This window comes from Novosphingobium sp., from assembly GCF_039595395.1.
Taxonomy (GTDB): Bacteria; Pseudomonadota; Alphaproteobacteria; order Sphingomonadales; family Sphingomonadaceae; genus Novosphingobium.
Genome location: NZ_JBCNLP010000001.1, coordinates 1,944,825 through 1,971,344 on the forward strand (window position 1 = coordinate 1,944,825; position 26,520 = coordinate 1,971,344).

Consider the following 26,520-nt stretch of genomic DNA (forward strand, 5'->3'; position numbering starts at 1 on the left):
CTAGACTCCGATGAGCGATTTGGTGGTCGCCAAGGTTTTGGTGATGGCCGTCAACGCACTGGTCGAGCTGCTGGCCACCGAACCGGTGCCCAGAGCGCTGCTGGTAGTGCCCGAAAGCAGGCTGCTGCCCAGCGAACTGGTCGTGCTCCCCAAGGCACTGCCCAGCGAACTGGTGGTCGAACCCAGCAGCGACGAGGTGGTGTGCGACAGGCTGCTGGTGTCATTGGCCGGGCTGGTCAGCGAGCTGGTGCCGCTGAGCAGCGAGCCGGTCAGGCTGCCGGTCGTGCCGCTGGTGGTGCCCGTGGAGGCGCCGGTCAGCGATCCGGTGGCACCCGAGAGCAGGCTCGACAGGGTCGAGCTGGTATCGGTGGCCGTGCCGGTGGTGCCAGTGCTCGCGGTGGTCCCGCTCAGCGCCGAGGTGGCGCCCGAAAGCAGCCCGCTCAGCGAGGAGGTGGTGTGCGAGGTATCGGTCGTACCCGTCAGCGACGAGGTCGTGCCCGACAGCAGGCTCGACAGGGACGAACCCGTGTCGGTCGCGGTGCCGGTGGTCGTGCCCGCCCCGGTCAGGGCCGAGGTCGTCCCCGACAGAACGCTGCTCAGCGACGAGCCCACATCCGACAGCGTGCTGCCCAGCGTGGAGGTCGCGGCGTGCGTGGCGTCGGTCGCGCTGCTGGACGATCCGCTCAGCGCCGAGGTCGTGCCCGACAGGACACTGCCCAGCGTGGAGCCCAGATCGCTGACGGTGGTGCCCACCGCGCTGGTCGTGCCGCCGACCACGCTGCCCAGTGCCGATGTGGTATCGGCCAGCGTGCTGCCCAGCGTCGAGGTCGCCGCATGGGCGGCATCGGTGCCGGTGCTGCTGGTTCCGGTCAGAGCGGAGGTGGTGCCCGAAAGCAGGCCACCCACGGCCGAGCCCAGATCGGTGGTGGTGGTTCCCACCGCACCGGTCACACCCGTGACGACATTGCCCAGCGTCGAACCCACATCCGACAGCGTGCTGCCCAGCGTAGAGGTCGCGGCGTGAGCGGCATCGGTCGCGGTGCTGCTGGTCCCGCCCAGCGCCGAAGTGGCGCCCGAAAGAGTGCTGCCCAGCGCGGAGCCCAGATCGGAGGTGGTGGTGCCGACAGCGCCGGTCACACCCGAAACCACACCGCCCAGCGCGGAGCCCACATCGCCCAGCGTACCGGTGACGGCATGGCCCAGATCGGTACCCACAGTGCCGGTGGTGCCGGTGGTGCCGGTCAGGGTCGAACCCACGCCCGAGAGTGTCGAGCCAACATCACCCAGCGTGCTGCCCACGGTGGAGCTGACCGTATGGCCAGCGTCGGCGGCCGTTCCGGTCAGCGTCGAACCCGTGCCAGAAAGCACGCTGCCCAGCGTCGAGCCCAGATCCGAAGTGGTGGTGCCGACAGCGCCGGTGACGCCCGAAACCACACCGCCCACGGTGGAACCCACATCGCCCAGCGTACCGGTGACGGCATGGCCCAGATCGGTGCCCACAGTGCCGGTGGTGCCGGTCAGTGTCGAACCCACACCCGACAGCACCGAGCCCAGATCCGAAGCGGTGGTGCCGACAGCGCCGGTGACGCCCGAAACCACACCGCCCACGGTGGAACCCACATCGCCCAGCGTACCGGTGACGGCATGCCCCAGATCGGTGCCCACTGTGCCGGTGGTGCCGGTCAGTGTCGAACCCACGCCCGACAGCGTCGAGCCCAGATCGGAGGCGGTGGTGCCGACAGTGCCGGTGACGCCCGAAACCACACCGCCCACAGTGGAGCCCACATCACCCAGCGTACCGGTGACGGCATGGCCCAGATCGGTGCCCACAGTGCCAGTGGTGCCCGTCAGCGTGGTGCCGACATTGCCCAGCGTGGTGCCGAGAGCCGAGCCGAGGCCCGAAGTGGTATCGGTCACCGCCGAACCCGTGCCGGACAGCACACTGCCCAGCGTCGAACCCAGATCGGAGGCGGTGGTGCCGACGGCGCCAGTGACGCCCGAAACCACACCGCCCACGGTGGAACCCACATCGCCCAGCGTACCGGTCACGGCATGGCCCAGATCGGTGCCCACAGTCCCGGTGGTGCCCGTCAGCGTGGTGCCAACGTTCCCCAGCGTGGTGCCCAGAGCCGAGCCGAGGCCAGAGGTGGTATCGGTCACAGCCGAGCCCACACCCGAAACCGTGCCGCCCAGAGCACTGCCCACATCACCCAGCGTACCGGTCAGGGCATGGCCCAGATCGGCAGAGGTGCCGGTCAGCACGCTGCCCGTGCCCGAAAGCGTCGAGTTGAGGGTCGAGCCGGCATCGCTCAGGCTGGTGTTCACCGCCTGGAAGATATCGCCGGTGGTGGTTGCCACGCTGGGCAGGGCCGTCGACAGGACGCCGCTCACCGTGCTGGCCAGAGCCGAAGGCGAGGCGATGTCACCCACCGAGGAGTCGACCGAGGTGATGTGGCCGATCTGGGTGAAGATGTCGTTGAAGCCCGTCCCGCCGGTGCTCGACCCGTTGAGCAGGCTGCTCACCGCGCCGACAACCGAGGAGGTCGGATCAACGGCGGTGGTCCCGTTCAGCAGGCTGCCGACATCGGTGGTCAGCGAGGCCAGCGGATCGGTGCCCGTGCTGCCGTGGAGCAGGCTGCCGCTTACCAGACCGCCAGTGGCGCTGCCCACGCCGTTCAGCGTGCTGTTGACCGCATTGCCGACAGCCGTGGTCACCGGAGCCAGCGGCGTGGTGACCGGCGACAGCGCATGGGTCACGCCGCTCAGCGCCGACTGCGTGTCGAGGTTGGTGCCCAGATTGATGTTGACGGGCTGGCCCAGCAGGCTGGCGACCGGATCAAGGTTGACATTGGCGTTGAGGCCCAGGTCGCCCAGGACCGGCAGGCCGGTGTCGGTGTTGACGGTCAGCGCGGAATGCTGGCCGCCGGTGCTGCCGCCCGTTCCGGTGCCGGTGCCGCCAAGCAGATTGCCCAGCGCATCGGTCAGCGAGGAGAGCGAGGCCGCCCCGCCGCCCGTGCCGGTTCCGGTACCGGTGTTGGTGATCTGGCCCAGAGCGCCGTTCAGAGCGTTGGCTGCCGAACCTGCCGCGCCATTGGCCGCGCCGGTCAGCCCGCCCAGAGCGCCATTGAGCGCCGCCGTGGGATCGGTGGCACCCGTGCCGCCGGCCGCGCCGTTCAGGGCGCCCAGCGCGCCATTGACCGTTCCGGCCAGGCCGCTCAGCGCGCCGTTGAGCGCCGCGGTCGGATCGGCGGCGCCGGTCAGGCCGTTCACCGCATTGGTCACCGCGCCGGTCAGGTCATGGCCGCCAGCCGCGCCTTGCAGCGTGCCCAGCGCGCTGTTGAGACCGCCGGTCAACCCGCCCAGAGTGCCATTGACGCCGCCGGTCAGCGAGGAGACAGGATCGGTGGTGCCGGTGCCGTTGAGCAGGCTGCCCAGCGTGTTGGCGATGGGGGCGCTGCCGACGGCATTGGTCACCGAACCGAGCGCGCCATTGGCCGCATTGGTCAGCCCGCTGCTGCCCAGAGCGCCATTCAGATTGCCCATTGCATTGTCGAGCGTGCTGCCCACCGCACCCAGCGTACCATTGACGGTGCCTGCAAGCGTGCTGGCCAGCTCGGTGCCACCAGCCGCGCCCTGCAGCGAACCGAGCGCGCCGTTGAGAGCACCAGTGGTCGAACCCAGAGCACCGTTAAGCGCCCCTGTCAGGTCATGCCCACCCAGTGCGCCATTGAGGGCACCAGCGGTCGAGCCCAGAACGCTATTCACAGCACCAGTCAGCCCGCCGAGCGCTCCGTTCAGCGCTGCGGTGGGATCAGTAGCACCCGTGCCACCAGCCGCACCCTGCAGCGAACCGAGTGCGCCGTTGAGAGCGCCAGCGGTGGAACCCAGAGCGCCGTTCACAGCGCCGGTCAGCCCGCCAAGCGCGCCGTTCAGGGCAGCCGTGGGATCAGCGGCACCCGTACCACCAGCCGCGCCCTGCAGCGAACCGAGTGCACCGTTGAGAGCGCCAGCGGTCGAACCTAGAGCGCCGTTCACAGCGCCAGTCAGCCCGCCAAGCGCACCGTTCAGCGCTGCGGTGGGATCAGTAGCACCCGTGCCATCAGCCGCACCCTGCAGCGAACCGAGCGTGCCGTTGAGAGCCCCGGCGGTCGAGCCCAGAGCGCCATTCACAGCGCCGGTCAATCCGCCAAGAGCACCGTTCAGGGCAGCCGTGGGATCAGTGGCACCCGTGCCACCAGCCGCGCCCTGCAGCGAACCGAGCGCGCCGTTGAGCGCACCAGCGGTCGAACCCAGAGCTCCGTTCACAGCGCCCGTCAGCCCGCCAAGCGCACCGTTCAGAGTAGCCGTGGGATCGGTAGCACCCGTGCCGCCTGCAGCACCCTGCAGCGAGCCGAGCGCGCCGTTGAGAGCACCAGCGGTCGAGCCTAGAGCACCATTCACAGCGTCAGTCAGCCCGCTGAGAGCACCGTTCAGAGCAGCCGTGGGATCGTTAGCACCCGTGCCACCAACCGCACCCTGCAGCGAACCGAGCGCGCCATTGAGAGCCCCTGCGGTCGAGCCCAGAGCGCCGTTCACAGCGCCCGTCAGCCCGCCAAGCGCACCGTTCAGAGCAGCCGTGGGATCGGTAGCACCCGTGCCGCCTGCAGCACCCTGCAGCGAGCCGAGCGCGCCGTTGAGAGCACCAGCGGTCGAGCCTAGAGCACCATTCACAGCGTCAGTCAGCCCGCTGAGAGCACCGTTCAGAGCAGCCGTGGGATCAGTGGCGCCCGTGCCACCAGCCGCGCCCTGCAGCGAACCAAGTACGCCGTTGAGGGCACCGGTAGTCGAACCTAGAGCGCCGTTCACAGCGCCGGTCAGTCCACCAAGGGCACCGTTCAGGGCAGAGGTGGGGTCAGTGGTGCCAGCGCTGCCGGTGAGGCCGCCTAGGGTTCCGTTCAGAGTGTTGGCCACGCCGCCCACGGTTCCGTTGAGGGCGCCGGTCAGGTTGCCGAGGGCGCCGTTGAGGGCTGCGGTGGGGTCGGTGGTGCCAGCGCTGCCGGTGAGGCCGCCGAGGGCTCCGTTCAGAGTGTTGGCCACGCCGCCCACGGTTCCGTTGAGTGCGCCGGTCAGGTTGCCGAGGGCGCCGTTGAGGGCTGCGGTGGGGTCGGTGGTGCCAGCGCTGCCGGTGAGGCCGCCGAGGGCTCCGTTCAGAGTGTTGGCCACGCCGCCCACGGTTCCGTTGAGTGCGCCGGTCAGGTTGCCCAGAGCGCCGTTCAGGGCAGCGGTGGGGTCGGTGGTGCCAGCGCCGCCGGTGAGGCCGCCTAGGGTTCCGTTCAGAGTGTTGGCCACGCCGCCCACGGTTCCGTTGAGGGCGCCGGTCAGGTTTCCAAGCGCGCCGTTCAGGGCAGCGGTGGGGTCGGTGGTGCCAGCGCCGCCGGTGAGGCCGCCGAGGGCTCCGTTCAGAGTGTTGGCCACGCCGCCCACGGTACCGTTGAGGGCGCCGGTCAGGTTTCCAAGCGCGCCGTTCAGGGCAGCGGTGGGGTCAGTGGTGCCAGCGCCGCCGGTGAGGCCGCCGAGGGCTCCGTTCAGAGTGTTGGCCACGCCGCCCACGGTACCGTTGAGGGCGCCGGTCAGGTTTCCAAGCGCGCCGTTCAGGGCAGCGGTAGGGTCAGTGGTGCCAGCGCCGCCGGTGAGGCCGCCCACGACATTGCTCAGCGTGCCGCCCAGATTGGTGCTGCCCGCTGCGCCGTTCAGCGCGCCGGTTGCTCCGTTCAGGGCGTTCGCCAGCGTGCCGGTCGCGCCGTCAAGCAGGCCGTTCACATTGCCGATTGCGCCATTGATGCCGGACACAGGGCCCGTGGCGCCGCCGTTGAGCGCTCCGGTCAGGCCGCCCAGGGCGTTGCTCAGCGCGCCGGTCAGGTCCTGGCCGCCGCCCACGCCGCTCAACTGGCCAAGCGCGCCGTTCAGCGCATCGGCCACCGAGCCGCCCGCGCCGTTCAGGGCACCGGTCACGCCGCCGAGCGCATTGTTGATCACTGAGGTGGGATCGGTGGTGCCTGCGCCGCCGGTCAACCCGCCCAGAGCGCTTTCCAGCGCATTGGTCAGCTCGCCGACGCTGGCGCCGCCGGTGGTGCCGCCCGCGCCATTCAGGGCGCCCGCGACCGAGCCGAGTGCGCCATTCACCGCATTGGCCAGATCCGAGCCGCCCGCCGCGCCGGTGAGGTTGCTCACGGCGCCGTTCAGGGCGTTTTCAACCGAGCCGACCGTGCCGTTGACCGTATTGCCCAGGCCGCCCAGCGCGCCATTGAGCGGTGCAACCGGATCGGTGGCACCGCCGCCACCGGTCAGGGCGCCGAGCGTGTCGCCCAGCGCGGTGAGGGGAGCGCTCGCGCCTGTCCCGGCAGCCGCGCCGGTGAGCTGCCCGAGCGTGTCGCCCAGCGCCTGACCGACCGTGTTGGTGACCGGGGCCAGCGCATCGTTAAGCGCGCTGGTCGCGCCGCCGAGCGTGGAGCCCAGCGTGTTGCCAATCGCGGCGGTCGGGCTGCCCGCGCCGTTGGGAATGCCGGACAGAACGTTGCCGACCAGTTCATTGACCACGCCGTTCAGGCCTTCCACCGCTTCGCGCACGGGGCCGCTGGAGTTAACCAGACTGGTCACCGGGGCCAGCGCCTCCGTCACGGGCGAGAGCGGGGCCGCCAGACCGTTGAGCACACCGGCCACGCCGCCGGTGGCGGCAGTGGCGTCATTGAGCGTGCCCAGCGTCTCGCTCAGCACCTGGCCGACCGGGTTGGTTACGGGGGAGAGGGCCTCGGTCAGATTGTTGACCGCCTGACCCAGAGCGCTGTCGCCGGTGCTGCCGGGCAGGTTGAGCGAGCCGGTGACGGCGCCGCCGGTCAGGCCGCCGACCGTGCCCAGCAGGCTGTTCGCCACATCGCCGACAGGGCCGGTGACAGGGGCAAGGGCCTCACCCAGCGGCGCGGTCAGATTGGTGATCGCCGGAGTGAGGTTGCCGGTGAGGTTCGAGGCATTGAGCGCCGCGCCCAGATTGATGTCGATGTCCTGACCCAGCAGGTTCTCGACCGGATCGAGGTTGACGTTGGTGTTCAGCCCGGTGGTGCCAAGACCCGGAATGCCCAGAGCTCCATTGACCACCAGATCGGTGTCGGTGGGGCTGTGATCGACCGTGGGGCCGGTGGTGATGTTCAGGCCGGTGCTGCCGCCGGTGCCAAGGCCCGTGCCCAGACCGCCCAGCACATCATTGAGCGCGCCGGTGATGGGGGCGGTGTTGACGATGCTGCCCAGATTGAGGTCGATGTCCTGACCCAGCAGGTTTTCCAGCGGATCGAGGTTGATGTTGGCGCCAAGGTTCACGTCGCCCAGACCGGGCAGGTGGTTGACGTCGACATTGGCGATCAGGTCGGTGTCGGGCGTGGTGCCGGGATTGCTGGGATTGCTGGGATTGCTGGGGTTGCTGGGATTGCCGGGATCGGTGCCGGGGTTGCCGGGGGTGCCGGGCAGGCCGGGGATACCAGGCAGACCGGGGATGCCGGGCAGGCCGGGAATGCCGGGAGAACCGTCATGGCCGTTCGTACCGGGGTTGCCATCCGTACCGGGGGTGCCGGGGGTTCCGGGGTTGCCGTTCAGGCCGGGGGTGCCGGGAGTGCCCGGTGTACCATCCGTGCCGCCACCGCCGCCATTGCTGCCGTTCGAGCCGTTGTTGCCATTCGTGCCGCCGGTGCCGGGGACTTCGATCACCGTGGTGGTGCCGGGCGCGCCGGGGGCGCCATTGCCGCCGGTGCCACCATTCGTGCCGTTCTGGCCGCTGGCGCCGGTGCCGCCCGTGCCGCCGGTGTTGTTGGTGATGTTCGTGATCGAGGGCCCGCCAGCCTGCGCGGCGGCCTGATTGACCGCGTTCTGCACATTCTGCGACGCGGCGTTGAGCTGACCGGCGCCGAGCTCGGGCGTCAGATTGCCGGACTGGCCCACCGAGGAGGCCTGAACCACGGGCTGGGCCGCAGCGGTCAGGCCGCCGACCGTGCCGCCCTGCTCGGCCTGATTGAGGTCGATGGTGGGCAGGGCGCCGAAGGAGGGGCCGCTGCTGAGCGGCGTTGCTGCCAGATTGTTAACCTGAGCAAGACCGCCGCCAAGCGTGCTGTCCACCTGATTCGCGATGCCGCCGACAACCGTTTGCGGTGCCGTTGCGAGCGAACCGGCAGCCTGATCCAGGCTGCTCAGCGGCGACAGGTTTCCGCTAAGGCCAAGGGTATCAACCGCTTCGTAGACCTTGGCATCAAGATTGGTGACAGGATCGGGCATCGTCTTCAAGCTCCTAAGCGGCACACATGTGGTTCCGCACTCTTTCAACTTAGCCCTTCAGGCCTATTGGGCCGTGAAGTCGGGCCTAGCTGATCGCGCAGGGAGCGCGCATGCAAAGGATTAACGATAAAAGTCCCTAGTGGCGGAGACGGCGAGATTGCCGCCGGAAAGGGCGGAAGACGGCGGGTTTGGTGTTGGTGGCGCAGGCCTTGCGTCAGGCGCGGGCGTGGCAGCGGCGACAGGCTTTGAGACGGGCGGCTCCGCGTTTGCCGTGGGCGGAGATGGCTTGCGCGGCAGGGGCGCTCCGGAGGGCGAGGTGGCCGGATCGGCCTGAAGAACGGCGGGCGCGGGGACCAGCACGTCGGCTGGAGCGGGGGCGCCGCCCATGGCGCGGTAGATGTCGATGGCGGCGTTCATGCGGTCGCGCCTTGCCTCGATCAGGGCGCGGCGGCTGGCGACCTCATTGGCGCGGGCGTCGGTCACCACATTGATCGGCACTTCGCCTTCCAGATAGGCAGCCTGCGCCACGCGGGCCGAGCGGCCCACCGCGTCGATCGAGAGCAGCCACAGCCTTTCGCGGGCCTGCGCCGAGGATTGGGCGGCCAGGCCCGAGACGGCTTCGCGCAAACCGTTAAGCTGGGCTTTGCGATAGGCGGCCAGCGCATCATCGCTGATAGCGGCGGCCTCGCGGTTGCGGGCGGTGATCGCCCCGCCCTGGAACAGCGCGGCGAACAGCGTGCCGCCCGCGCTGGCCAGCGCGGCAAAACCGCCGCCGGTGGCGATGCCGATCACGCCGCTGGCGCTCAGCTTGACGCTGGGCAGGCGCGAGGCGCGCACGGCCTTTTCGTCGAAACGCGCGCCCTCAAGCCGGTCGGCGGCGGCCAGCACATCGGGGCGGCGGGCCAGCAGATCGCTGGGCTGGACCTCGCCCAGCGAGGGCAGGGTGAGCGCGTTGAAGGCAATGGGCGTCAGTTGCAACTGGCCGGGTTCCTGGCCGATCAACACCGCGAGGCTGGCGAGGATTTCCTGCCGGTTTTCCTTCAGCACCTCGAGCTGGGCGAGCAGGCTGGCCTGTTGTTGCACCACAAGGCCCGCCTCGAAGGCGCCGGATTCATGTTCGGCGGTGCGGATGGCGATCAGCCGGGCCAGATTGTCGACCAGACCTTTCTGCGTGCCCAGCGTGGTCAGTTCGGCATCGATCGAGGAGAGGGCGATATAGGCCCGCGCGATCTCGCCCGAGAGCGAGAGGCGCAAAGCGGCCAGATCATGGGCGCTGGCCTTGACGCGCGCCCTTTCGCCGCGGCGGGTGGCGCGGTTGGCGCCGAACAGGTCGAGGTCGTAGCCGACATCCAGCTCGGCGCTGGGCAGCAGGCCCGATTGCAGGATGTCGCCCACCACGGTGGTGTTCTTGGTGCCGTTAACCCCGGCCGACAGATAGGGCAGCAGCTTGGAGTTGGCCGTCTTGAGCCGCGCGCGGGCCACGGCGAGGCGGGCCTTGGCGCTGGCCAGATCCTGATTGGCCGCCATGCCCTGAGCGATCAGCGCGGACAGTTCGGGCGCGTCGAAACCGGCCCAGAACTCGGCATCGGCCGGGGGAATGGTGACCAGACCGGGCTGGGGCGGGCAATCATGCTCGCAGGGCGGCGGGGCCTTGTGCTTGGCCATGGCCGGCGTGGCGCAGATCAGCGCGGCGCAGATCAGCGACGCTGTACCCAGCGAGGTGCCGCATGCTCCCTTACGGAGTTTCCAATTGAGGGAAAAAGAAACCATAAGCCGCTTTTAACCACGAAGCGAATACAATCCGGAAAATACATACTGAGGAAAAATCCGGAGTTGGCTACTTCTTGGTCAATTTGTTGGCTCTACAGCGCAGCCTGTTCATGATTACTGCTTTGTGAAAGATCCATGGGCATGCCATAGTAATAACCCTGAGCCTCATCGCAGCCTTCTTGCACCAGCAGGGCGACATGCTCGGCGGTTTCCACCCCTTCGGCCAGCACGGGAATGCCCAGATTGCGGCCCAGCGCCGCCACGGCGCGGATGATCATCACTGCCTGACGGCTGGTGGAGGATTGCAGAAGGAAAGACTTGTCGATCTTGATCTTGTCGAAGGGGAAGGCGTGCAGCGTGTCGAGCGAGGAATAGCCGGTGCCGAAATCATCCATTGCGATGGAGATGCCCAGCGCCTTGATCTGCCGCAGCACATGGAGCGCGCGGGCCTTGTCGGCGATGATCGCGCTTTCGGTGATCTCCAGCACCAGCCGCCTTGCGGGCAGACCGCTGTCGATCAGCACCTGTCCAACGGTCCGCACCAGATCGGGCTGCATCAACTGGATCGGCGAGAGATTGACCGCCACCGTTAACCCATCGCCCCATTGGGCGGCATCGCTGCAGGCCCGGCGCAGCACCCATTGGCCGATGGCGAGGATCTCGCCGGTTTCCTCCGCCACCGGGATGAAGGCATCGGGCGAGACCACGCCCAGCCTGCCGTGGTTCCAGCGGATCAGCGCCTCATAGCCGGTCAGCTTGCCCGAAGCGACATTGTGCTGGGGCTGATAGAGCAGATGGAACTCGTCGCGCACGATGGCCATGCGCAGATCGGCGGCGATCTGGCGGCGGGTGCGCGCGGCCTTGTCCATGCCGCTTTCGTAATAGGCGATGTTGCCGGGAAGACTGCTTTTGGCCCGCTGGACGGCCAGATCGGCGTTGTTCAGCAGGGCCTCGGGTGTTTGAGCGTCGATGGGTGCCACCGCGATGCCGAAGCGCGCGGTGAGCACCACGGGCGTGTCCTCAATGTCGAAGGGGCGCTCGAAGCAGGAGGCCAGGCGCGTGACAAAGCCGTCGAGATCATGGTCGGCGCTCAGCAGCTTGCCCGCGGCAAATTCGTCGCCGCCCAGCCGCGCGGCCATCTCGCCCTCGGTCAGGGCCGTGTTGAGCCGGGCGGCCAGTTCCACCATCACCCGGTCGCCCACCGCCTGACCGCGCAGGTCGTTCACCTCCTTGAAGCTGTTGAGGTCGAAGGCGACCAGCGCGACGTGGCGTTCCTGCGCCAGGGCACGGGGCAGCTCGCTGTTCATCCAGTCGACGAAGCGCGCGCGGTTGGGCAGGGCGGTCAGCGCGTCATGGTTGGCCAGATGGGCGATGCGCGCCTCATTGCGGCGGCGCTCGGTGATGTCTTCGAAGGTGGCGACCAGACCGCCATCGGGCAGGGGGCGACTGGCGATGGCCAGCACCAGACCCTCGCCGAATTCGCCGGTGACCGGTTCGGCATCGCTGCTCAGGATCGCATGGCGCAGCATGGTGGCCAAAGCGGCCCGGTCGCCGCCATTCTGCGGCAGGCGCGCGGCCAGAGCCTGCGCGGCCAACTGATCCAGATCGAGGCCCGCCTCCAGATCGATGTCGCCTAATTGCCAGATTTCGGCAAAGCGCCGGTTATGCAGCACCAGTCGGTGCCCGGCATCGAGCAGGCACAAGCCCTGATGCATATTGTCGAGCGCGGTGTCGAGCTGGGCGGTCAGCCGCGCCAGACGGTCCTGATCCTCCTTCAGCCGGGTCATGTCACGGGTGATCTGGGCAAAGCCGATGGGATAGCCCTGCGCGTCGTGGATTTTCTCCAGCGTGAAATGCGCCCAGAAGGTCGAGCCGTCCTGCCGCTTGCGCCAGCCTTCACCGCTGCAGCGCCCGGTCTGCGTGGCGATGGCCAGCGCATGGCTGGCGCTGTCGCGCGCGCGATCGGCGGCGGTGTGGAAGATCGAGACATGGCGCCCCATGGCCTCATCCGCGCTATAGCCCATCAGGCGCTGCGCCCCCGCGTTCCAGTTGGCGATATGTCCGTCGAGCGTGAGCATATGGATCGCGTAATCGGAAATGCCTTGCGCCAGCAGGGCGAAGTCGCGCTCGCTGGCGTGGATGGCTTCTCTTGTGTGGCGGCTGGCGATCAGCACGATCAGGCAATTGGCCACCACGATCAGCGCCACCGCCGCCAGCGCCGAGGCCATGGATTGCGAGGACAGGATCAGATCATCGCCGGGGCTCTGTCGATCGGGCAGCAGGCGGATGGCGGCGATGCCGGTGAAATGCAGGAGGATCACCGCCATGCAGGCGAGGAAGGCCGATTCCAGGCTGCTGCGATAGCCCCGGTAGTTCAGGCAAAGCACCATGGCGGGGTAGAGCGGCACCACGGCAAACACCAGCGAGGCGATCACATAGCGCCAGTCCAGCATCACCTTCACCGGCAGGGTCAGCGCGGTAACGCCGACATAATGCATCCCGGCGATCCCCGCGCCCACCGCCAGGGGCCCCAGCATCCGCGCGGATTTGCCGCGATAGCGCAGGGCCATCAGGAACCCCAGCCATGTCGCCCCGCTCGCCAGACACAGCGAGGACAGGGTGGGCCACAGCCGAAAACCGATGGCGGTCCCCGGCAGATAGCCCAGCATGGCGATGAAATGCGTCGCCCAGATGGTGAAGCCCGCCACCAGCCCGGCCAGCGCCACCCAGCGCCTGTGCTTGTCGGGATAGGTGTCGCGCGCCTGCCGCATCAGCAGCACGGCGGAGAGCGCGCCCATCATGCAGACCAGCCCGGCGAGCAGGACCAGGCGATGGTCATGTTGATCGCGCAGGCACATCCACAAGTAATTCATAGCCGCCCTGTCCGGGGGAGAAATGTCGACACTGCTGCAAAAGCCCCGGTTTATGGGGATCCGTTCTAGGCCCGAGCGATGAACAGCCTGCTAAGCACGCCCTTAGGGGAATAAGGGAGATGACGGGGATGGGGGCGGCGCAGAGGCGATTTTCGCACCGACCGCCATGCATCGGCGGCATGTCGGAAATGCCGCGCGGGATATGTCAGGTTTTGCTTGCAATATGATATTGCGAATCTATAGCAATATGCAGCAGACAGGAGCGAGTGATGATCCTTTCCTTACGCCCCGGCATCGCCGCCGTGAAGAGAGCCCGGACCTCGGCTGATCGCGTATCCGCCACGGTTGCGTCGCTTCGCTTCTGCCGCCCTGTTCTTTCTGCGCCTGAGTGGGCCATCGCTCAGGCGCGGTCGGCGCTCCGGTCTGTCGGCCGGCCTGTCACCTCGTCCCAAGCGGGCGTGGCGGACCGGAGTGCCGCAACCGCCCTTTCGACCCGGCTCTGAGGATCATTATGGGAACCCATCCCCTCTCGAACCACGCTTTGGGCGGCCCGGTCGGCGGTTTTCACCCCGCCACGGTGGATCTCAACCTGCTGCGCATTCTGGCGGTGGTGCTCAACCGCCGCAATGTGACCGGCGCGGCCGAGCATCTGGGGATGAGCCAGCCCGCCGTCAGCCGTTCGCTGGCGCGGCTGCGCAATCTTTTCGGCGATCCGCTGCTGATCCGCGCCAATGGGCGGATGCAACTGACGCATTATGCGCAATGCATCGCCGGGCCGCTGTCCTCATGGCTGGAGGGTGTGTCCTCGCTGGTCAGCGTGGCGCCTTTCGCGCCCGAAACGCTGACGCGGCGCTTTCGCATCGCCAGCAGCGATTATGGCGCTCTGGCGGTGGCGGGGCCGGCCTTGCCGGGGCTGATGGCGCAGGCTCCGCATGCCGGGATCGATATCGTGCCTCTGTCGCGCGACAGCCATCGCGCTCTGGCGGCGGGCGACATCGACCTGATCCTGACCGGCGGCGAGGGCGACCCCGCCCAGCACCATCAGCGCCTGCTGTTCGAGGATGATCTGGTCTGCCTGATGGCGCCCGACCATCGCTGGCTGGCCACGCCTTCTGCCGCGCGCGGACGCATCGATCTGGAGAGCTATCTCGATTGCGACCATATCGCTGTGGCGGCCGCCCATGACGGCAAGGACGTTGTCGAGGCGGCCTCGACCAGGCCCCGCCGCGTGGTGATGAGCTTGCCCTATGCCTTCCTCGCCCCCGCCATGCTGAGCGGCGACCTGATTGCCACCGTGCCCCGCCGTCTGGCCGAGCAGGGTGCCTCTGGCCGCTGGCGCATCGTCGAGGCGCCGCGCGAGCTGGGCCGCTTCACCTGTCGCGCCCTGTGGAGCGAGCGCAGCCGGGGTGACGCCGCCTTGTCGTGGCTGATCGATCTGCTGGCGGATGCCTGCGCTCAAACCCCGGCTCCGGCCGAGCATCGGGTGCCCGCCATGGCCTGAGTTTTTCCGAAACGAAACCGTGCGCAGCTGGTGGGTCAGCGCTGCGGTTTCGCTCTGGGGCATCGGTCCGGATCTGGCCCGGATCGATGCCTCAAACATCCCGGACGCCGTGTCTCCACCATGGCGTCCGGGTCTCCCGACCTGACGTTGTCTTGCGCAGGTGTTACCTCAGGGGTGTGCGGAGTGGGTTCGCACACCCCTCTCCTTTTTTGGGGCGGCTTAACCCCCATCCCGTTTTCCGCTATGATCCCGGCATGGAGAAGCACCATGACTGAGGATTTTCCCGCTGGCATGGTCTGGCTGGTCGGCGCCGGGCCGGGCGATCCCGAGCTGTTGACGCGTAAGGCCGAAAGGTTGATCCGCGCCGCCGATGTGATCTTTCACGACGCGCTGGTGGGCGCCGGGGTGCTGGCGCTGGCCCGCGCGGAGACGCGGCTGGAAGGCGTCGGCAAGCGTTCAGGCTGCCACAGCAAAACCCAGGCCGAGATCAACGATCTGCTGGTTGAGGCGGCGCGTCAGGGCCTGCGGGTCGTGAGGCTGAAAGGCGGTGACCCCTCGATCTTCGGGCGCAGCGCCGAGGAGATGGATCATCTGGCCGCTCATGGCATTGCGATGCGGGTCTGCCCCGGCGTCACCACCGCCAGCGCGGCGGCGGCGGGTGCTCTGGCTTCGCTGACCTTGCGCGGTGCGGCGCGCGGCGTGACCTTTGTTACCGCCCATCTGCGCGCCGGGGAGCCGTTGCAGCTCGATTGGCAGGCTTTGGCGCTGCCCCATGCCACGCTGGGGATCTATATGGGCCGCGCGGCGGCGGGCGAGATCGCGCGGCAACTGATCGAGGCCGGGCGCGATCCCGAAACGCCGGTGATGGTGGCGGTCAATGTCTCGCGGCCGGATGAACGGCTGATCCGTGGCAAGCTGGCAGCGCTGCCTTTTCTGGTGGCGGCCATCAGCGAGGAGGACCCGACGCTGCTGTTGATCGGCGAGGCGTTGGCGCCGCGCGGGCAGGGCCGTTTTGTCAGCGTGGAAGAGGCCCTGCAGCGTTAAGGCTCAGGTGCGCGTCGCCCGCGTTAACTGTTCCAGATCGCCGGGCCGGTTGACATTGGGCAGCACCAGATCGGGCATGGTGACGATGCGCGGCTTCACCGTCTCGATCCAGCCATGGATCGAATGCCTGCTCGTTTCGGCCAGATGGCGATCGAGCGCCTCGGCCAGATTGGCTGGCCACCATGCGGCGAGCGGCTGCCCCTCCAGCACCGCCGCACCATCGCCGATCAGCGCATGGGCCAGAGCGGGCGGAAAGCTGGGCATGTCGCAGCCGGTGACCAGCACCCCATCAAAGCCGCCCGCCAGCGCTTCATGCAGTGCGGCGTTCAGCCCGCCCAAAGGCCCCATATCGGGCGCGGGCCGGTCGGCCAGCACGCGGGCGCCGGGATGGGGGTGACCGCAGACCACCACCTCGGCGCAAAAGGGGGAGAGGGCTGCCCGCGCATGGTCGAGCAGGCTCACCCCCTCCAGCAGCGCCAGCGCCTTGTCACTGCCAAAGCGCGAGGAGCGCCCGCCCGCCAACACGGCGCCCAGCACGCGCATACTCAGTTGGCTCCGGGGGGGATCTGCTGCACCACCGGCTGCGAGACGAAGCCATCGGCAGGCGCGCTGTCCACCGGCGCCGGGGGTAGAGGCGTGACGGGCATGGGCGCTGGCACCTTGATAAAGTGGCTGAGCGGCGTGCTGCCCCGGCTCACCTTGGCGCGGGACGGGTTCATCGCCTCATAGACCACGGCGTTTTCAAGCACATGCTGAACATAGCCGCGGGTCTCGCTGAAGGGGATCTTCTCGATCCAGTCGACCCAGTTGTCGGTCGAGCCGCCGCGCGGATCGCCGCGCGCCGCCAGCCATTTGCGGACATTGCCGCCGCCCGCGTTATAGGCTGCGATCGCCAGCGGATAGGAGCCGTTGAAGCCCGCCAACACCCGCGCGAAATAGGCGTCGCCCAGTTGCAGATTGGCCTGCGGATCGCTGCTCAGCGTCGAGGGGCTGTAGGCGATGCCCAGCTTGCGCGCCTGATCGGCGGCGGTGGCCGGCATCAACTGCATCAACCCGCGCGCGCCGGTGCGGCTGATGGCATATTGGCTGAACTGGCTTTCCTGCCGGGTGATGGCATGGTCGATGGTCCAGTTGGCCCCGGCGGGCACCGGCATCAGCGGGAAGGCCATGGCGCGGAAGCCGGGAATGTCGAGGTTCTCCGCCGCCTGGCCGCCGATCACGCCCAGATCGCGGCGTCCGATGCTGTGGGCGAAATCCTCCAGCAGCACGAAATCCTGCTCGGTCTTCGCCTGATCGGCCAGTTCGCGGAAGAATTTGATGGCCGTCGTCCAGTCCGTGTCGCGCGCCAGCTCACGCGCGGCCTGAGCGATAGGACGCGCGGCAAAGGCGGCGCGGGCGCGGGCGTCGGGCACGGGGTGGCGCGGGTCGGCCAGCGGCGGCAGGGGCAGACCAAGGCGTTCGAGCGCCAGCATGCCGTGATACTCATCGGCAAAGGCCGAGGCGGACTGGAAATAGCTGCGTGCCTGCGCCGACTGCCCGGCCTTTTCCAGCGCGCGCCCGGCCCAATAGAACCCCTTGGCCCGCGTCTGGGGCGTGCGCGCGGCCCCGGCATAGCGGACGAACAGGGTCGAGGCCGACATCGGATCGTTCTGCGCCCACATCGCCTGAGAGGCGCCCAGCCACATCAGCGAGGTGTAATCGTCACGCACGCCAAAAGGCTGGCGCGAGATATCGGTGCCCGGCGCAAAGCCGTTCTGGGCATTGAGCGCCACATTGATCGCGGTACGCGGATCGGCGGCGCGGGCGGCCATCAGGTTCGATTGCACCCAGCGGCGGGCGTCGAGCGCGGGCTTTGTCGGCGTCGGGCGCTGGGCATACATGCCGGCCGCCTCATAGCTGCGGCTCTGGCGGAAGAGCATGCGGGCGCGGTCGACCAGATAGCCCGGATCGGACAACATCTCGGCGCTGGGCGGCGGTACCACCGGAGCGGGCGGCGGAGGCGGTGGCGCGTAGGAGGCGCTGGGCACCGGCGTGGTGAACAGGCCGGGGTTGGCGGCGCGGGTGGCGGCCTCCATCGCGGCGGCATCGTCGGAGGGCTGGATGCTGCCATTGGGCGCGTCGCTGCCGCCATTGGCGCTCTGGATGGCGATGCGGGCCTGAGCCACGGCCTGAAGCGCGGGACTCGCATAGGGCAGCACGCGCGCGGCCTGCGTGCGGTTGCCGTCCCACAGCACGGCGTCGAGGCGGGCGTTCTGGTCTTCCTGCGTGAAGCTGCTGCCCCAGCGCTGCTGGATCGCGCTTTCGGCGCTGTCGGCCATGGTGCCGCCGCGCCATGCCGCGCGGGCGACCTGCGCGGCCTCGGGCCTGCCGACCTGCGCCAGCGCGAGGGCGTATTGCGCGCGGGCCGGGTTGGTCAGTGGGGGGAAGCGGTCGAAGAAGGCCACCAGACGCCCGGCGTCCACCGGATAGAGCGCCAGCGATTTTTCCGCATTCATGCGCATGCGGGTTTCATCGGGCAGGCCGGGCCAGGCCAGCAGGAAGCTGGCATAGGCATCGAAGCCCGCCGAGTCGGTGCCCACCAACTGGCGCCAGCGGCTGATCGCCGTGCCGATGCTGCCCGGCGCGGAGCTGAGCAATTGCGCGCGGGCGCGGTCCCATTCCGATCCGTCCTGACACTGGGCGGGCGCCGCCATGCAGACCAGAATGCCCAGCGAAAGCGCCGCAATGCGCCGCCGCAGCCGCGCCGCGCGTGCGTGCGGGGGGATCGAGGGGGATGCGGGGGGATGGCCTAAGGAAAGGGTGGACATATGGGGCAATGGCTCCCTATCAGGCGGGCACGCGATAACAACGGCTCGGGTCGGGTGGATGCTGGAACGGCAATCGCCTTCAGGCTGGGGCATAATCAGGAATAATGTCCATGTTCTCCGGTTCGATTCCCGCTCTGGTGACGCCTTTCAGCGACGGAGCGTTTGACGAGGCCGCTTTTCGCCGCCTTGTGGACTGGCAGATCGAGAACGGTTCGTCGGCCCTCGTTCCATGCGGCACCACGGGGGAAAATTCCACCCTTTCCAATGCTGAACACCATCGGGTCATCGAACTCTGCGTGGAGCAGGCGGCGGGCCGGGTTCCGGTGATTGCGGGCTGCGGTTCGAACGACACGCAGAATGCGCTTCTCCACATGAATTTTTCCAAGAAGAGCGGGGCCAGTGCCGCTCTTCTGGTCGCGCCTTATTACAACCGTCCGAGCCAGGCCGGTCTGATCGCGCATTTTTCCTATCTGGCCGAGCATAACGACCTGCCGATCGTGCTCTACAACGTGCCCGCGCGCACGGTGACGGACATCAAGCCGGAAACGGTATGCGAGCTGGCGCGCCGCTATCCCGATAAGATCGTGGCCATCAAGGACGCCAGCGGCGACCTGTCGCGCGTGACCGACCACCGCATGGGGATCGGCAAGGATTTCTGCCAGCTTTCGGGCGACGATGAACTGGCGCTGCCCTTCTTCGCGGCGGGCGGCGTGGGCTGCATCTCGGTGACGGCGAATGTCGCGCCCGCTCTGTGCGCTCAGTTCCAGGCGGCCTGCGCTGCTGGCGACCTGACCGAGGCGCGCCGTCTGAACGACATCCTCTATCCGCTGCATTATGCGATGTTCGAGGATGCCTCGCCGGGCCCGGTGAAGTATGCGCTGTCGCGCGTGCATCCGTGGTTCCGCGAGGAGCTGCGCCTGCCGCTGGTCGAAGCCAGCGCCGAAGCGAAGAAGGCGGTGGATGCCGCGCTGGAACACGCCGGCCTGATCTGACCCATCACAGTTGGAGAGGCAGGGCGCAACATTTCGGCGCCCCTGCCGTTGCGTCGGGAGACGTTATGGGAGCGCGAGGGTGTAACACCCTCGCATCTTCTTTCTAACTGACCAAAACCTGCTGAGGCTCATCGCCCAGCCCGCCGATCCCGGCCTCCAACAGCCCGGCATCGACCACGCGGTTACGCCCGCCCGTCTTGGCCTCATAGAGCGCGGTATCGGCGCGGCGGTACAGCGCGTTCCAGCCCGATGTGTCCTGCGGGTCCTGAGCCATCAGCCCTTCGGCCACACCGATCGAGACGGTCACCTTCAGCCCATGGGCAAAGCTGTGTCCGCGCACATCGTTCAGAATGGCCAGCGCCAGCCCGGAGGAGATATCCCGCGCCGGGCCGATCACCGCAAATTCCTCGCCGCCAAGCCGTGCTACCTGACCGCGCGCGCCGCAGCGGCGTGTGAGAAGCTGCGCCAGATCGCGCAGCACCGCGTCGCCGCAATCATGGCCGTGGCCGTCGTTGATCACCTTGAAGTGGTCCACATCGATCACCAGCAGCCGCTGGGGTTCCTGTCCCAGCGCCGCCCGCCCGAGCAGGCCGCGCCGGTTGAGCAGCCCGGTCAGCGGATCGATGTCGGCGAGGCGGCGGGCGATGCGTTCTTCCTGCCGGGCCTCGTCGCGTTCCTCGGTGAGGATTTTGACGCGCAGGGCGATGGCCAGTGAGGACAGCAGCGCGTTGACGCTCATCGCCAGCAGCGGGGCGTGGTCGCTGAGCAGCGTGTAGCTGACCAGATGCAGCGTGTAGGCGATGCGCATCACGCAACTGAGCAGCGGGATGGTCCAGCTCAGCAGCAGGACGCGCGCCGCCCGGCTGCCCCGGCGCAGGGCGGTGATGGTCATGGTCAGGGCCAGCGCCTGAAGCGCGACGAAGAGCCAGACATAGATCCGATCAAGCACGGGCAGCAGGCTCAGCGGGGCCATCACGATCAGCGCCGAACAGCTCATCAGGGCCAGCCGCTGTGCCAGGGCCAGCCTTTGCAGCCAGGCAGGCAGGGTGCCGCTTTCCGAGAAGTCGATAAAGAAGCGCACCGCCAAGGCCGATGTCATCCCCAGCGCGACATAGCCGAGGCGGATGCGACCGCTGATGTCGCTGTCTGGGAACCACAGCGACCAGCCGCCCGAATGGGCCCAGGCATAGGTCAGCATGCTCACCAGCATCAGGCAGTAGGTGAGCTGGAAGCCCTGACGGATCGGCATCAGCAGCGCCAGATTGTAGGCCATCAGCGCCAGGCACAGGCCCGCGAAGGCGCAATAGATCGCGGTTTCCTGCAATTCATCGCGGTGGCTGGCGGGCAGGGTGCGCAGGGTGGGGCAGGAGATCAGCCCGTTGGTGTTCACCGCTCCTTCGATCCGCAGCAGCATGGCATCGGGTGTCGAGGCGCGGTCGGGCAGGGGGACGACGACCTGCGCGCCAATATGCGTCAGGCGGGAAAGGGTGCGATTGTCGAGGGCGATCTGCTCCACTGCGGCGTTGGCATGGTGCAGATAGAGCGTGGCATTGCGCTGCCAGCCGGGAATGAAGGAGAGGTTGCGCATGCCGCCATGCATGTGCGGACCGGGCACCAAGCGCACCCAATAGGAGCCCGAACCCAGCCGGTAGGAGCGGGTCTGGCAGTCAAAGCCCTTGAGCGAGGCCAGCCGCGCCATGGGCGAATCGCCGGGGGCAATGGCGGCCGTGCAGACTTGAAGCGGGATATCGGCATCGGGCGAGACAGGCGCCGCCTCGGCCCGCATGGCCGGCATCGCCACCATCAGGATCGCCAGCAGGGTGAACGCCAGCTTCACCATGATTCGAGCCATGGCAAGGCATCGCGCGCGCCATCGGGAATCGGTCTGATGTGGAGCGGCGATCATGAGGTGGTGCAGCTAGGGAGAAATCCATAATAAACCCTTAGACCCGTTCAGGAAGGCAGGCCTGCGTGGCGCTGGATAAAAAGAGATGTCACAACCCGATCGGCACCACGCCTTTCGCTTGGCGATCCGCCAAGGGCTGGTTATAGGCGCTGATCATGGATCATGCATCGCCTCGCGTTTCGCCCTCGGTTTCGCCCTCGGTTTCGCCCTTTGCTTCCCTGTCGCTGATGCGCGCGCTTGCTCTTGCGGGTTGTGCCATGGCGGTTACGCTGACAGCCGGTTGCGCCGGTAAGGGCGGCAAGGCCAAGGACACTGCCTATGTGGCGCGCGATGTGGATTCGCTCTATCTGGCGGCCAAGAAGAAGCTCGACGATGGCGAGGCCAAGACCGCCGGCGCGCTGTTCGACGAGGTGGAGCGTCAGCACCCCTATTCGCCCTGGGCCCGCCGCGCCCAGCTGATGAGCGCTTTCTCCTATTACAGCGCCAAGGATTACACCAAGGGCATCCAGGCCGCTCAGCGCTTCCTGTCGATCCATCCGGGCAACAAGGATGCGGGCTATGCCTATTACCTGATCGCGCTCAGCTATTACGAGCAGATCCAGGATGTGACCCGCGACCAGAAGATCACGCTTCAGGCGCTCAGCGCCATGAACGATGTGGTGCGCCGCTATCCCGACACGCGCTATGCGGTCGATGCCAAGCTGAAGATCGACCTGATCAACGACCACCTCGCGGGCAAGGAAATGGACATCGGCCGTTTCTATGAGCGTTCGGGTCGCTGGCTGGCCGCCGATATCCGCTTCCGCAATGTGGTCGACCACTATGCCAACACCAGCCACGCCTCGGAGGCGCTGTTCCGTCTGGTGGAAAGCAACCTGTCGATCGGCCTGCCCGAGGAAGCACAGAAGTATGCCGCCGTGCTGGGCGCCAACTATCCGGGCAGCGAGTGGTATGAAAAGGCCTACAAGCTGATGAACAAGTACGATCCGGGCCTGAAGGTCACCTGATCGGCCCCTCATCGGGGATGCCCATGAAAAAGGCCTCGCGGGTGACTGCGGGGCCTTTTTCCGTAGCCTGTGTTAACGCCTACTTGTCGGCGGGATGTTCGCCGCCCTTGTCCTTGCCGCAGAGCAGATCGCGCTTGCGACCGAAATCGATGCGGTCGAAAATCGCCTTGTCCGTGGGCGTGCCGGTGAAGATCGAGCCGAAGAAATGGTTCAGCGCCCCATCGCCCTTCTGCGCGACATAGCCCCGGAACAGGCCGTTGGTCAGCGCGCTGCGCACGGTGACGCCATCGCGCTCCAGCAGCACGGGCCCATTGCCGGTGACCTGCGGATGGTCGCCATTGTAGACGCTCCACCAATTGTCCTCGGGCCCCAGCGGGCCAGAGAAACGCATCACCTCGAAATCGGCGCCGGTGTCGACCGTGGCGCTTTCTCCGGGCGCCAGCGTGATCCACGAGATGCCGGTGCAGACCCCATTGTCGTGGACAGGAGCTTTGGTGGGGCCATCGGCCATCAGGGCGAGGGCCATCAGAAGCGGGAGCATGACGATCATCCTTGGTTACCGTCCTTGTGCCATGTCCGCCCCATGACGGCAATCATTGTAGCGGTATGCCAAGCTGCGGGGTTTACCATGGGAAGACTCAACCCTGATCGATTCCTTCGATCAATCTTCGTCCGGCTGTAAAAATCTAGCGCTGAGGTTGACATTTCGGGCCAATGCGCGCTCAAGTGACCCACGCGGCCCAAGGTGGCCGCAACCCCGGCTGATCGATCCCATGCTCTCGCAAAAAACCCGTTATACGATCCGTGCCCTTCAGCATCTGGCCGATCGCTATCGCCAGGGGCCGATCCGGCTCGACGATATCGCACAGACCCAGAACATTCCGCGCAAATTCCTCACCGTCATCCTCTCGGAGATGGTGCGCGAAGGCGTGGTGATCTCGCATCGCGGGCGTGAGGGCGGCTATGAGCTGGCCCTTCCACCTTGCGACCTGCGTTATGGCGACATCATCCGGCTGACGCGCGGCTCGCTGGCACTGGTTCCCTGCGCCAGCCGCTATGCTCATGAACACTGCACCAACTGCCTGCCCGAGGTTGAGTGCAGGCTGCGCGGATTAATGTTAGCCCTTCGCGACGAAATGGCCGCCATGCTCGACAGGCTGACGCTGGCCGACCCCATCGAAGTTGAGGCTCCCTTCGAGCAATCACCTGATTTACCACGACCTTCTCGGGTCAATAAGGGTCTTCGCTAGGGTGCTGGTGATGTTTTCTTAACGATGTCCGCGTGAACATTTTTAAGTATCCCCATATGAACATCTGTTAATGCCCCTGACGTAAAAACAACGCCAGTGGGCCGGTTGTCGCGCCCCGCATTGGGGTTTGTGATCCATGGCTACCTTGCCGCATTTTGCCGCTGCCGCGCCGCTGGTTGATGACGATCGCGCCGTGCGCCGTGCGCCTGCCAATGATGTGCGTGACGAAACCCGCCTTTCGGCCGAGGAAATCTGCGATGCGCTGTCCGTGGCCGGGGATGATCGCACGATCCATATCGAATATGTGCTGATTGCCGTGGGCCTGCTGGCCGCTGTCGGGCTGGGCCTCTATCGCCTGCTGATGTGATCGGCGGATTTACGAAAATCGTAATATCGGGGTGACGGGCCGGGGATGCTGCGCTAGAACAGCGCGCGAACATGCTGACGACCCTCTCCATCCGCAACATCGTGTTGATCGAGGCGCTTGACCTCGACTTTCATGCTGGCCTGGGCGTGCTGACCGGCGAGACCGGTGCGGGCAAGTCGATCCTGCTCGATGCGCTGGGGCTGGTGCTGGGCGCGCGCGCCGATCTCGGGCTGATTCGTGCCGGGGAAAGCGTGGCCAGCGTCGTCGCCAGCTTCGACGGCGCGCATCTGGCGCCAGGCATCGCCGCCACGCTGGGCGAGGCCGGGGTGGAGATCGAACCGGGCGAGCCGCTGATCCTGCGCCGCCAGTTGAAGCAGGATGGCGGATCGCGCGCCTATATCAACGATCAGCCGGTCAGTGTGGCGCTGCTGCGCGAAATCGCTCCCTTCCTTGTCGAAATCCATGGTCAGCACGATGATCGCGGGCTGGTCAATCCGCGCGGCCACCGTGCTTTGCTCGATCGCTATGTCGGGCATGGTGTCGGGGTGGATGCGGGCGCGGTCGAAATGGCATGGCGCCGCTGGCGCAAGGCCGAGGAGGCCCTTTCCACCGCTCGCGCCCGATTGGCCAAGGCTTCGGAAGACCGCGACCTGCTGCTGGCCCATGTCGCCGAACTGGCGACGCTGGCCCCCGAAGAGGGCGAGGAGGATGAACTCGCCGCCGCCCGCGCCGATATGCAGAAGGGAGAGCGCCTGTCAGGCGATCTGGGCGAATTGTCGCATCTGTTTAGCGGTTCCGACAGCGCTCTGGCGCAATTGCGCGCTGCCGCCCGGCGCCTCGACCGTATCGCCGGCGAGCATGCCCTGCTGGGCGAGGCGCTGGAATCGCTGGACCGCGCCATGATCGAGGCGGGCGAGGCCGAGGAGCGCATCGAGCGCGCCGTCGAGGCGCTGGCCCACGACCCCATGGCCCTCGACCGCATCGAAACCCGCCTGTTCGAGCTGCGCGCCGCCGCCCGCAAACACGCTTGCGCGGTCGATGATCTGCCCGGCAAGATGCGCGACATGCGTGAGGAACTCGACGCCATCGAGGCGGGCGAGGAAGGTCTCGCCGCACTGGAAAAAGCGGCCCATGAAGGCGGTCTGGAATATCGCGCCCTCGCCGAAGCGCTGAGCGTCGCGCGAGTCGAGGCCGCCTCGCGTCTGGACGTGGCGGTGAAGGGCGAGCTGGCCCCACTGAAGCTGGACGCCGCGCGCTTCCGCACTGCCGTCGTCCGCCTGCCCGAGGATCGCTGGGGCTCCGGCGGCGTCGATGCGGTGGAGTTCATGATCGCCACCAACCCCGGAGCCGATTTCGCGCCCTTGAACAAGATCGCCTCGGGTGGTGAACTTTCGCGCTTTATCCTCGCGTTGAAGGTCGCGCTGGCCGAAGAAGGCGGAGCGGCCACTGTGATCTTCGACGAGATCGACCGCGGCGTGGGCGGCGCGGTGGCTCAGGCCATCGGCGAGCGTCTGGCGCGCCTTGCTGGCGGGCAGGGCGGCGGCCAGTTGCTGGCGGTTACCCATAGCCCTCAGGTCGCGGCGCGTGGGCGCCAGCACTATTTTATCGCCAAATCCAGCGATGGGACGGTGACGCGCACCGGGGTTCAGCAGTTGAACGAGGACGGGCGGCGGCACGAGATCGCCCGCATGCTCTCGGGCGCGGAGATTACGCCGGAGGCTCGGGCTCAGGCTGATAGGTTGCTGGAAGGGGTTTAAGGGAGAAAATGCGAGGGGGTTACCCCCTCGCGCTCCAATGACGTCTCCCGACGAAGCGGCAGTGGCACCCGGATGGTGTGTCTGGACTATCCACTTGCGCAAGGCAATGCGCCGCAGGCAATCGATCCTTGAACCCCAAGGCGGAACCCGAGATTTTAAAGCCTGCGGCGCTCTGAATACGTGGCTGACGCATAGTCAGGGCGCGACGAAGACATTAAAGGGAGCGCGAGGGCGATGGCCCTCGCATCTATTTTCTTAAAGGCCCTTCATGCTCCCTTTGGATCGCCCCGCCTGGTCCGCTCTCAACGGCCCCCAATCCGCATTGGCGCAATGGAATTCGGCAAAAACAGCCCTGAGGATCGACCCCGGCTACGGCCCCTTCGCCGCCGCCGCGCCCGGCGAGGACCATGCCTTGGCCGACCTTCTCACCACCGATGAGGATGAAATCTGGGTCGTCGAGCCCGAGGGCTTCACCCCTCCGCCCAATCTTCGCGTGGTGAAACAAGGCGCGTTGACACAGATGGTGGCACAGGGCGCTCCGCCTGCCTTCGATCCCGAGGGTATCGAGGTTTTGGGTGAAAGCGATGTTCCCGACATGACTGCTCTGGCGCTGGCCAATCAGCCGGGGCCCTGGGGCGCGAAAACCCATCTCTACGGCACCTTTTACGGCATTCGCCACAAGACAAGCGTCATCGCCATGGCAGGCGAGCGGATGCGGCCGCAAGAGGGACTCGCGGAGGTCAGCGGCGTGTGCACCGATCCTGCGTTTCGCGGTAAGCGCTATGCCGCAAGGTTGATCGGGCGGGTGATGGCGGGCTTTGCGGCGCGCGGCGATGCGGCTTTTCTGCACAGTTGGGCTGATAATGCCGGGGCAATCGCGCTTTATGAACAGTTGGGTTTCCGCCAGCGTGCAAGGCTGGTAGCGATGGCGCTGCGGCGCGGCTAAGGGGC

General features: G+C 67.2%; 15 protein-coding genes. 8 read left to right on the forward strand and 7 right to left on the reverse strand.

Going from position 1 to position 26,520, the window contains the following annotated elements:
* From ABDW49_RS09140 to ABDW49_RS09150, 3 genes are all read right to left on the reverse strand, one after another.
* The gene (locus tag ABDW49_RS09140; RefSeq protein WP_343611350.1) at window positions 1-8,295 is read right to left on the reverse strand and encodes a hypothetical protein; all 8,295 of its coding nucleotides are present in this window, start codon (window positions 8,293-8,295) and stop codon (window positions 1-3) included.
* Window positions 8,296-8,415: 120 nt separating this feature from the next.
* The gene (locus ABDW49_RS09145; protein WP_343611352.1) at window positions 8,416-10,065 is read right to left on the reverse strand and encodes a TolC family protein; all 1,650 of its coding nucleotides are present in this window, start codon (window positions 10,063-10,065) and stop codon (window positions 8,416-8,418) included.
* 92 nt (window positions 10,066-10,157) lie between these two features.
* The gene (locus tag ABDW49_RS09150; protein ID WP_343611353.1) at window positions 10,158-12,938 is read right to left on the reverse strand and encodes an EAL domain-containing protein; all 2,781 of its coding nucleotides are present in this window, start codon (window positions 12,936-12,938) and stop codon (window positions 10,158-10,160) included.
* Between the two features lie 511 nt (window positions 12,939-13,449).
* Here ABDW49_RS09150 and ABDW49_RS09155 point away from each other — a divergent pair.
* Together ABDW49_RS09155 and cobA are read left to right on the forward strand one after the other, a co-directional pair.
* Window positions 13,450-14,439: a LysR family transcriptional regulator gene (locus ABDW49_RS09155; RefSeq protein ID WP_343611355.1), complete on the forward strand. Its 990-nt coding sequence runs from the start codon at window positions 13,450-13,452 to the stop codon at window positions 14,437-14,439.
* Between the two features lie 267 nt (window positions 14,440-14,706).
* Window positions 14,707-15,483 carry a uroporphyrinogen-III C-methyltransferase gene (gene cobA, locus ABDW49_RS09160; protein ID WP_343611357.1) on the forward strand — a complete coding sequence of 259 codons (777 nt, stop codon included), beginning with the start codon at window positions 14,707-14,709 and terminating at the stop codon, window positions 15,481-15,483.
* Window positions 15,484-15,486: 3 nt separating this feature from the next.
* Here the strand turns inward: cobA and ABDW49_RS09165 are convergent, their stop codons facing one another.
* Window positions 15,487-16,026, reverse strand: a complete 540-nt coding sequence (locus ABDW49_RS09165) for a molybdenum cofactor guanylyltransferase (protein WP_343611359.1) — start codon at window positions 16,024-16,026, stop codon at window positions 15,487-15,489.
* Window positions 16,027-16,028: 2 nt separating this feature from the next.
* Window positions 16,029-18,290 (reverse strand): lytic transglycosylase domain-containing protein, encoded by a 2,262-nt coding sequence (locus ABDW49_RS09170; protein ID WP_343611361.1) that lies wholly within the window; start codon window positions 18,288-18,290, stop codon window positions 16,029-16,031.
* A gap of 110 nt (window positions 18,291-18,400) precedes the next feature.
* On the opposite strand from ABDW49_RS09170, the gene dapA reads away from it, so the two are divergent.
* The gene (gene dapA / locus ABDW49_RS09175) at window positions 18,401-19,282 is read left to right on the forward strand and encodes a 4-hydroxy-tetrahydrodipicolinate synthase (protein ID WP_343611363.1); all 882 of its coding nucleotides are present in this window, start codon (window positions 18,401-18,403) and stop codon (window positions 19,280-19,282) included.
* Window positions 19,283-19,385: 103 nt separating this feature from the next.
* Here dapA and ABDW49_RS09180 read toward each other — a convergent pair whose 3' ends face one another.
* Window positions 19,386-21,122, reverse strand: a complete 1,737-nt coding sequence (locus ABDW49_RS09180) for a diguanylate cyclase (RefSeq protein WP_343611365.1) — start codon at window positions 21,120-21,122, stop codon at window positions 19,386-19,388.
* 293 nt (window positions 21,123-21,415) lie between these two features.
* On the opposite strand from ABDW49_RS09180, the gene ABDW49_RS09185 reads away from it, so the two are divergent.
* Window positions 21,416-22,195: an outer membrane protein assembly factor BamD gene (locus ABDW49_RS09185; RefSeq protein ID WP_343614215.1), complete on the forward strand. Its 780-nt coding sequence runs from the start codon at window positions 21,416-21,418 to the stop codon at window positions 22,193-22,195.
* A 79-nt stretch (window positions 22,196-22,274) separates the two neighbouring features.
* Here ABDW49_RS09185 and ABDW49_RS09190 read toward each other — a convergent pair whose 3' ends face one another.
* Window positions 22,275-22,736, reverse strand: coding sequence for a hypothetical protein (locus ABDW49_RS09190; protein ID WP_343611367.1), 462 nt, complete (start codon window positions 22,734-22,736; stop codon window positions 22,275-22,277).
* A 232-nt stretch (window positions 22,737-22,968) separates the two neighbouring features.
* Between ABDW49_RS09190 and ABDW49_RS09195 the strand changes: the two genes are divergently transcribed.
* The 4 genes from ABDW49_RS09195 (at window position 22,969) to ABDW49_RS09210 (ending at window position 26,515) form a co-directional block, all read left to right on the forward strand.
* Window positions 22,969-23,445, forward strand: coding sequence for an Rrf2 family transcriptional regulator (locus ABDW49_RS09195; protein WP_343611369.1), 477 nt, complete (start codon window positions 22,969-22,971; stop codon window positions 23,443-23,445).
* A 136-nt stretch (window positions 23,446-23,581) separates the two neighbouring features.
* Entirely contained in the window at window positions 23,582-23,812 is a 231-nt protein-coding gene (locus ABDW49_RS09200; protein ID WP_343611371.1) for a hypothetical protein, read from the forward strand.
* 71 nt (window positions 23,813-23,883) lie between these two features.
* On the forward strand, window positions 23,884-25,569 hold the full coding sequence (recN, locus tag ABDW49_RS09205) for a DNA repair protein RecN (RefSeq protein ID WP_343611373.1): 1,686 nt from the start codon (window positions 23,884-23,886) through the stop codon (window positions 25,567-25,569).
* 268 nt (window positions 25,570-25,837) lie between these two features.
* Entirely contained in the window at window positions 25,838-26,515 is a 678-nt protein-coding gene (locus ABDW49_RS09210; RefSeq protein WP_343611375.1) for a GNAT family N-acetyltransferase, read from the forward strand.
* Window positions 26,516-26,520: the final 5 nt, after the last annotated feature.

Bases quoted from the DNA above. Each gene is read 5' to 3' on its own strand.
- ABDW49_RS09140 (WP_343611350.1), bottom strand. From the start codon at position 8,295: ATGCCCGATCCTGTCACCAATCTTGATGCCAAGGTCTACGAAGCGGTT.
- ABDW49_RS09145 (WP_343611352.1), bottom strand. From the start codon at position 10,065: ATGGTTTCTTTTTCCCTCAATTGGAAACTCCGTAAGGGAGCATGCGGC.
- ABDW49_RS09150 (WP_343611353.1), bottom strand. From the start codon at position 12,938: ATGAATTACTTGTGGATGTGCCTGCGCGATCAACATGACCATCGCCTG.
- ABDW49_RS09155 (WP_343611355.1), top strand. From the start codon at position 13,450: ATGGGAACCCATCCCCTCTCGAACCACGCTTTGGGCGGCCCGGTCGGC.
- cobA (WP_343611357.1), top strand. From the start codon at position 14,707: ATGACTGAGGATTTTCCCGCTGGCATGGTCTGGCTGGTCGGCGCCGGG.
- ABDW49_RS09165 (WP_343611359.1), bottom strand. From the start codon at position 16,026: ATGCGCGTGCTGGGCGCCGTGTTGGCGGGCGGGCGCTCCTCGCGCTTT.
- ABDW49_RS09170 (WP_343611361.1), bottom strand. From the start codon at position 18,290: ATGTCCACCCTTTCCTTAGGCCATCCCCCCGCATCCCCCTCGATCCCC.
- dapA (WP_343611363.1), top strand. From the start codon at position 18,401: ATGTTCTCCGGTTCGATTCCCGCTCTGGTGACGCCTTTCAGCGACGGA.
- ABDW49_RS09180 (WP_343611365.1), bottom strand. From the start codon at position 21,122: ATGGTGAAGCTGGCGTTCACCCTGCTGGCGATCCTGATGGTGGCGATG.
- ABDW49_RS09185 (WP_343614215.1), top strand. From the start codon at position 21,416: ATGCGCGCGCTTGCTCTTGCGGGTTGTGCCATGGCGGTTACGCTGACA.
- ABDW49_RS09190 (WP_343611367.1), bottom strand. From the start codon at position 22,736: ATGCTCCCGCTTCTGATGGCCCTCGCCCTGATGGCCGATGGCCCCACC.
- ABDW49_RS09195 (WP_343611369.1), top strand. From the start codon at position 22,969: ATGCTCTCGCAAAAAACCCGTTATACGATCCGTGCCCTTCAGCATCTG.
- ABDW49_RS09200 (WP_343611371.1), top strand. From the start codon at position 23,582: ATGGCTACCTTGCCGCATTTTGCCGCTGCCGCGCCGCTGGTTGATGAC.
- recN (WP_343611373.1), top strand. From the start codon at position 23,884: ATGCTGACGACCCTCTCCATCCGCAACATCGTGTTGATCGAGGCGCTT.
- ABDW49_RS09210 (WP_343611375.1), top strand. From the start codon at position 25,838: ATGCTCCCTTTGGATCGCCCCGCCTGGTCCGCTCTCAACGGCCCCCAA.